Annotated in this window: 6 protein-coding genes; 4 read left to right on the forward strand and 2 right to left on the reverse strand. The window is 71.7% G+C overall.

Going from position 1 to position 6,814, the window contains the following annotated elements:
• The first annotated feature begins 134 nt into the window (after positions 1-134).
• On the forward strand, positions 135-1,607 hold the full coding sequence (locus ACZ4XD_RS19005) for an aminotransferase class V-fold PLP-dependent enzyme (RefSeq protein ID WP_468043476.1): 1,473 nt from the start codon (positions 135-137) through the stop codon (positions 1,605-1,607).
• A gap of 9 nt (positions 1,608-1,616) precedes the next feature.
• On the opposite strand, the gene ACZ4XD_RS19010 is transcribed toward ACZ4XD_RS19005, so the two are convergent.
• Positions 1,617-2,591, reverse strand: a complete 975-nt coding sequence (locus tag ACZ4XD_RS19010; RefSeq protein WP_468043478.1) for a carbohydrate kinase family protein — start codon at positions 2,589-2,591, stop codon at positions 1,617-1,619.
• Positions 2,592-2,750: 159 nt separating this feature from the next.
• On the opposite strand from ACZ4XD_RS19010, the gene ACZ4XD_RS19015 reads away from it, so the two are divergent.
• The gene (locus tag ACZ4XD_RS19015) at positions 2,751-2,978 is read left to right on the forward strand and encodes a hypothetical protein (RefSeq protein WP_468043480.1); all 228 of its coding nucleotides are present in this window, start codon (positions 2,751-2,753) and stop codon (positions 2,976-2,978) included.
• A 126-nt stretch (positions 2,979-3,104) separates the two neighbouring features.
• Positions 3,105-4,622: a hypothetical protein gene (locus ACZ4XD_RS19020; protein WP_468043482.1), complete on the forward strand. Its 1,518-nt coding sequence runs from the start codon at positions 3,105-3,107 to the stop codon at positions 4,620-4,622.
• 107 nt (positions 4,623-4,729) lie between these two features.
• Here ACZ4XD_RS19020 and erpA read toward each other — a convergent pair whose 3' ends face one another.
• Complete coding sequence (erpA, locus tag ACZ4XD_RS19025) at positions 4,730-5,083, reverse strand: iron-sulfur cluster insertion protein ErpA (RefSeq protein WP_006606077.1); 354 nt, start codon at positions 5,081-5,083, stop codon at positions 4,730-4,732.
• A gap of 316 nt (positions 5,084-5,399) precedes the next feature.
• Between erpA and nadA the strand changes: the two genes are divergently transcribed.
• The gene (gene nadA / locus ACZ4XD_RS19030) at positions 5,400-6,587 is read left to right on the forward strand and encodes a quinolinate synthase NadA (RefSeq protein ID WP_468043484.1); all 1,188 of its coding nucleotides are present in this window, start codon (positions 5,400-5,402) and stop codon (positions 6,585-6,587) included.
• Positions 6,588-6,814 lie beyond the last annotated feature (227 nt).

Raw genomic sequence — 6,814 nt, forward strand, 5'->3', positions numbered from 1 at the left:
GCAACTGACGCCGCGCCCGGCACCGGCTCCCGGCGGACGCCGGCCCGCCCCGCCGCCGCGGGACCGGGGTCCGTGCTCCCCTTTGGCCGGGTGGGCGGCCCGCTCCCCGGAAAGAGGGGACTAACGTCTCGTATGTGCCCTACTTCGACGCGGCGTCCGCCGCCCCGCTGCATCCCGTCGCCCGGGAGGCCCTGCTCGCCTCGCTGGACGAAGGCTGGGCCGACCCGGCCCGCCTCTACCGCGAGGGCCGGCGCGCCCGGCTGCTGCTGGACGCGGCGCGGGAGGCCGCGGCCGAGGCCGTGGGCTGCCGCCCGGACGAGGTGGTTTTCACCCCTTCGGGGACACAGGCGGTGCACTCGGGAGTCTCGGGGGCGCTGGCGGCCCGCCGTCGTGCCGGCCGCCGGCTGCTGCACTCCGCCGTCGAGCACTCCGCCGTGCTGCATGCCGCCGAGGTCCATACGGCGGCCGGCGGCAGCTGCACGGAGCTGGCGGTGGACCGCGGGGGCCGGGTGGCGGCCGGGGACGTCGCCGCCGCGCTGAGCCCGGACACCGCACTGGTCTGCCTCCAGTCCGCCAACCACGAGGTGGGGACCGAACAACCGGTCGAGGAGGTGGCCGCGCTCTGCCAGGAGGCGGGCGTGCCCCTCCTGGTGGACGCCGCGCAGTCGCTGCCCTGGGGGCCGGTGCCAGGTGGCTGGTCGCTGCTGGCGGCGAGCGCCCACAAGTGGGGCGGCCCGCCCGGGGTGGGGCTGCTCGCGGTCCGCAAGGGGACCCGGTTCGCCCCCCAGGGGCCACGGGACGAGCGCGAGGCGGGCCGCAGCCCGGTGTTCGAGAACATCCCGGCGATCGTGGCCGCCGCGGCGTCGCTGCGCGCACTGCGGGCGGGCCCGGAGACCACCGCCGAGGCGGCGCGGCTGCGGAAGCTGGTGGACCGGATCCGGGCCCGGGTGCCGGAGCTGGTCCCCGATGTGGAGGTGGTCGGCGATCCGGTGCACCGCCTCCCCCACCTCGTGACCTTCTCCTGCCTCTACGTCGACGGGGAGGCGCTGCTGCACGAGCTCGACCGGGCGGGCTTCTCGGTGTCGTCCGGCTCGTCCTGCACGTCCAGCACGCTGACACCGAGCCATGTGCTGCGCGCGATGGGCGTGCTCTCCGAGGGGAATGTCCGGGTCTCGCTGCCGTACGGCACGGCTGAGGCCGAGGTGGAGCGCTTCCTGGAGGTGCTGCCGGCGGTGGTGCGCTCGGTGCGGGAGCGGCTGGGCGTCCCGGCCGGGGGGCGGGAGACGGTGGCGGCGACGGCCGGCGGGAGCCCGGAAACGGCCCCGGCGGCGGCAGCCGAGGAGGCCGGTGAGCCCGTGGAGTCGGCGCCCTCCGCCGAACCGGCCGCTCTGGTCGTCGACTCGCTCGGCAAGCGCTGTCCGCTCCCGGTGATCGAGCTGGCGAAGGCGATCGTGGAGGTGCCGGTCGGTGGGACGGTGACGGTGCTCGCGGACGACGAGGCCGCCCGGCAGGACATCCCGGCCTGGTGCACCATGCGCGAGCAGGAGTACGTGGGTGAGCGGCCGGCCGAGCGCGGCGCCGCGTATGTCGTGCGGCGCCGCGCCTGACCCGGCGGTTCAGACCAGGTGCTGCTGGACCTCGGCGGCGGCCTCGTGGCCGTAGGCCTTGGTGAAGCGGTCCATGAAGTGGCTGCGGTGCAGCTCGTACTCCTGGGTGCCGACGGTCTCGATCACCAGCGTCGCCAGCATGCAGCCGATCTGCGCGGCGCGCTCCAGGCCGACGCCCCAGGCCAGACCGGACAGGAAGCCGGCGCGGAAGGCGTCGCCGACGCCGGTCGGGTCGGCCTTGGCGTTCTCCTCCGGGACGCCGACCTCGATGGTCGGCTCGCCGACCCGCTCGATGCGGACGCCGTTGGCGCCGAGGGTGGTGACGCGGGTGCCGACCTTGGCGAGGATCTCCTCGTCGGTCCAGCCGGTCTTGGACTCGATCAGACCCTTCTCGTACTCGTTGGAGAAGAGGTAGGTGGCGCCCTCCATGAGGGTGCGGATGGCGTCGCCGTCCATGCGGGCGATCTGCTGGGAGAAGTCGGCGGCGAAGGGGATGCCGCGGGTGCGGCACTCCTCGGTGTGCCGGATCATCGCCTCGGGGTCGTCCGCGCCGATCAGGACGAGGTCCAGGCCGCCGACCCGCTCGGCGACGTGCTGGAGCTCGATCAGCCGGGCCTCGCTCATCGCGCCGGTGTAGAAGGAGCCGATCTGGTTGTGGTCGGCGTCGGTGGTGCACACGAAGCGCGCGGTGTGCAGCACCTCGGAGATGCGTACGGAGCGGGTGTCGACGCCGTGGCGGTCGAGCCAGGCGCGATACTCCTCGAAGTCGTTGCCCGCGGCGCCGACCAGGATCGGCTCGATGCCGAGCTGGCCCATGCCGAAGCAGATGTTGGGGGCGACGCCGCCGCGGCGGACGTCGAGCTGGTCGACCAGAAACGAGAGGGAAACCGTATGCAGCTGGTCGGCGACCAACTGATCGGCGAAGCGGCCGGGGAAGGTCATCAGGTGGTCGGTGGCGATGGAGCCGGTGACTGCGATACGCACGACGGGTCTGCTCCTGCGGAAGGCGGAGGGACGGGCGGACGTGAAGCAACGCTACCCCGCGAGGTCGCGCACCACCCGGTCATCCCGGACACTTGGAACCACTGAAACTACCCAATAGTAGGTCTTTCTCCTCGATACTCAGCTGCGTACGGTGCCCCTATGACCAAGCCTGTGAAAGCCGTCACACCGCACCACGGTGCCTCCCCCGACCCCCAGGAGCCGGAGTCGCTCGACGAGCTGCGCGGCGACTGCGCGCGGATGGCGGGCCGCTGGAAGGCCGGCCGGCACTCCGCGCCCACCCCGGGGCGCACCGCCGATCTGCACGGCGTCAAGGTCCCCTCCTCCTCCGCCGCACTCGTGGACGGAATGTCCGAGTACGGCGACTGAAGTCCGCCCCGCGGCCGCCGCAGCGCGTACCGGGGGGAACCACGCACGCCCCCGCCCCGTCCCATCGACGTCCACCTCATGGAGGATGGCACGTCAGATGTTCAGCGGAGCTGAAGGAGCGATGCGGTGAACACCGAGGACAGCACCGACACGAACCCCAAGGAGCGCAAGCGGCGCACCCCGCTGGTGGCCGCCTCGATGGCTGCCGCGGTGCTGCTGGCCGGGGGCGGCGCGGCGTACTGGGCCTCGTCCGCGTCCAGCAGTGAGGGCTCCGGCGCGGGCTCCGCGGCCAAGGGTGACCCGCCGCCGCTCGCACTCGACGGCTACACCGGCGGCGGCTCGATCGCGGCCGGTGAGCCCAATCCGCAGGGTGCGAAGTACCGGGCGGTGAAGAAGCTGCCCGGCGGTCCGGCGTCAGCACCGGTGTACCGCCCCAAGGGCGAGATCAGCCGGCAGTCGGTGGAGCGGCTGGCGAAGGCGCTGGATGTGGCCGGAAAGGTCCGCTCGGAGGGCACCAGCTGGAAGGTGGGCGGGGCGCCGGACTCCCGCGGCCCCCTCCTCCAGGTGAGCAAGACCGGCTCGGGCGCGTGGACGTACTCGGAGTACGGCACGCCGGGCGGGACGAACTGTGCGCTGCCGTCCTCGCCGAAGGGCGGCCAGGACGGGACCGGTGGCGGTACGCCGTCGAACCGGCCGGGCTGTCCGTCGTACCGCGGCGGCGGGGACGTCACGACCGAGGACGACAGCAGCGGCAAGGGCGCGGTGTCGCCGGAGAAGGCCAAGCAGGCGGTGCGTCCGGTGCTGGCGGCGCTCGGCCAGAAGAACGCCCGGCTCGACGCGGGCGGGCTGTCCGGCGCGGTACGGGTCGTGACCGCGAATCCGGTGCTCGGCGGGCTGCCGACCTACGGCTGGCAGAGCGATCTGCAGGTCGGCTCGGACGGTCAGGTGGTCGGCGGCAGCGGCCAGTTGGCGAACCCGGTCAAGGGCGCGGACTATCCGGTGCTGAGCGCCGACAAGACGCTGGACCGGCTGAATTCGGGCGAGGGCCGCAAGCCGGCCGGCTGCCCCTCGACGCCGGCCGGCAAGACCGACAAGGGCGACAAGATCGCGCCGTGTGAGCCGTCGCCGACGAAGGCACAGCCGCCGGCCGAGGTGACCGGTGCGGTCTTCGGGCTCGCGGTGCAGTACGTGGACGGCGGCCAGGCGCTGGTGCCGTCGTGGCTGTACAAGGTGCGCCAGCCGGGCGCCGGCAGCGGCCCGGACACCGCCTCGACGGTCACGCACCCGGCGGTGAACCCGAAGTACCTGGCCCACCGGGGCGGCGGGGCGTCGCAGAGCCCGGACCAGTCGCCGCACAAGCCGTCCGGGAAGCCGGGGGCGATGGCCCTGGAGTCGTACGACGTGAGCGACGGCGGCAAGAAGCTGACCGTGCACTTCTGGGGCGGGGTGTGCAGCGTCTACTCGGTGAGCGCGCAGGAGTCGGCGACGACGGTGAAGACCAAGGTCGTCGGCAAGGACAAGAAGCCCGGGCAGGTCTGCGTGAAGATCGCCAAGGAGTTCACCAAGACCGTGACGCTGGAGAAGCCGCTGGACGGCCGGAAGGTGATCGATGAGTCGAGCGGCGACTCCGTGCCGAAGCGGTAACGGGCCCCGCGGATGCCGCCGGGCCGCACCCGGCAAAGACGGACACAGCGAAAGCGGCGCTCCCCCTCCCGGGGAGGCGCCGCTTCCGTGTGTACTGCCCGCGCTCCTTAGCTGAAGGAGTCGCCGCAGGCGCAGGAGCCGGTGGCGTTCGGGTTGTCGATCGTGAAGCCCTGCTTCTCGATGGTGTCGACGAAGTCGATGGAGGCACCGCCCAGGTAGGGGGCGCTCATCCGGTCGGTGACGACCTTGACGCCGTCGAAGTCCTTGACGACATCGCCGTCGAGCGAACGCTCGTCGAAGAAGAGCTGGTAGCGCAGGCCGGAGCAGCCGCCGGGCTGCACGGCCACCCGCAGCGCGAGGTCGTCCCGGCCTTCCTGCTCCAGAAGGCTCTTGACCTTCGACGCGGCCGCGTCGGACAGGATGATGCCGTCGCTGACGGTGGTCTCGTCCTGAACGCTCATCTAGATCTCTCCCGGGTTGTACGGACCGCTTGTCATCGGTTGCAACCAGCTGCAACCGGGGACGTCCCGGATAAATTCCGGCTGGGCGCAATTCGTCGAGAAGCCTTCCGGACACCGCCGGGGGCAGCCTCTCCTGTCGTTCTCTCCTCATGCTCGCACACCGGCCGCCGGGAACAGGTGGCCGACCGCACACGGCGGGGTGCTGATGCGTCACATCGACACTATGGCCATCGTCAAAGTGACGTGAAGCAGCTATGATAGATAACGTCAAATAGACGAAAAGGCTGTATCAAGAGCCGCCCGCAGAAAAGAGAGGGTGCGTGTTGTGACCACCGCCCAGCCCCTGGACGTCCAGCCGACCCCGCTGGCCCTGCTCCTCCTCGGCCGCGAGGCCGACCCGAAGAGCGAGCGCGGTGTGGAGTGCCCCGGCGACCTGCCGGCCCCGTCGGACCCCGACCTCGTCGAGCGCGCCCGCGCGGCCAAGGCGAAGCTCGGGGACAAGGTCTTCGTCCTCGGGCACCACTACCAGCGCGACGAGGTCATCGAGTTCGCCGATGTGACCGGCGACTCCTTCAAGCTCGCGCGGGACGCCGCCGCCCGGCCGGACGCCGAGTACATCGTCTTCTGCGGTGTGCACTTCATGGCGGAGTCCGCCGACATCCTCACCGGCGACGACCAGCAGGTCATCCTCCCCGACCTGGCCGCCGGCTGCTCGATGGCCGACATGGCCACCGCCGAACAGGTCGCCGAGTGCTGGGACGTGCTCACCGAGGCCGGTATCGCCGAACAGGTCGTGCCGGTCTCGTACATGAACTCCTCCGCCGACATCAAGGCCTTCACGGGCAAGCACGGCGGCACGATCTGTACCTCCTCCAACGCCAAGCGCGCGCTGGACTGGGCCTTCGAGCAGGGCGAGAAGGTCCTCTTCCTGCCCGACCAGCACCTGGGCCGCAACACCGCCGTCCGCGACATGGGCATGTCCCTGGACGACTGCGTGGTCTACAATCCGCACAAGCCGAACGGCGGGCTGACCGCCGAGGAGCTGCGGGCCGCCAAGATGATCCTGTGGCGCGGCCACTGCTCGGTGCACGGCCGCTTCTCCCTGGACTCGGTGAACGACGTACGGGCACGCATCCCCGACGTCAATGTGCTGGTCCACCCCGAGTGCAAGCACGAGGTCGTGGCGGCGGCGGATTACGTCGGCTCGACGGAGTACATCATCAAGGCCCTGGAGGCCGCCCCGCGCGGCTCGAAGTGGGCCATCGGCACCGAGCTGAACCTGGTCCGCCGGCTGGCGAACCGCTTCGCCGCGGAGGACAAGGAGATCGTCTTCCTCGACAAGACGGTCTGCTTCTGCTCGACGATGAACCGGATCGACCTTCCCCACCTGGTGTGGGCGCTGGAGTCGCTGGCCGCGGGCAAGGTGATCAACCAGATCTCGGTTGATGAGGAGACGGCGAGCTTCGCCAAGTTGGCGCTTGAGCGGATGCTGGCGTTGCCGTAGCCGTACGCTTTCGGCTTTCCCGCCGTGGTGGCTTCTCACCGTTTGTTGCCCGCTTGCGCGGTGCCCCCACCGTTGCGCCTGCGGCGGGCGGGGCCGCTGCGCGGGGCTGTTGGGGTGCGGTGACGGGCCTCCGCGGGGGGGGGGGGGGGGGGGGTTGGTTTTCCTTTCCCCCCCCCCCCCCCCCCCCCCCCCCCCCCCCCCCCGCGGGGGGGGGGGGAGGGGAGGGG

It is taken from the genome of Streptomyces sp. NPDC029466 (assembly GCF_055574515.1).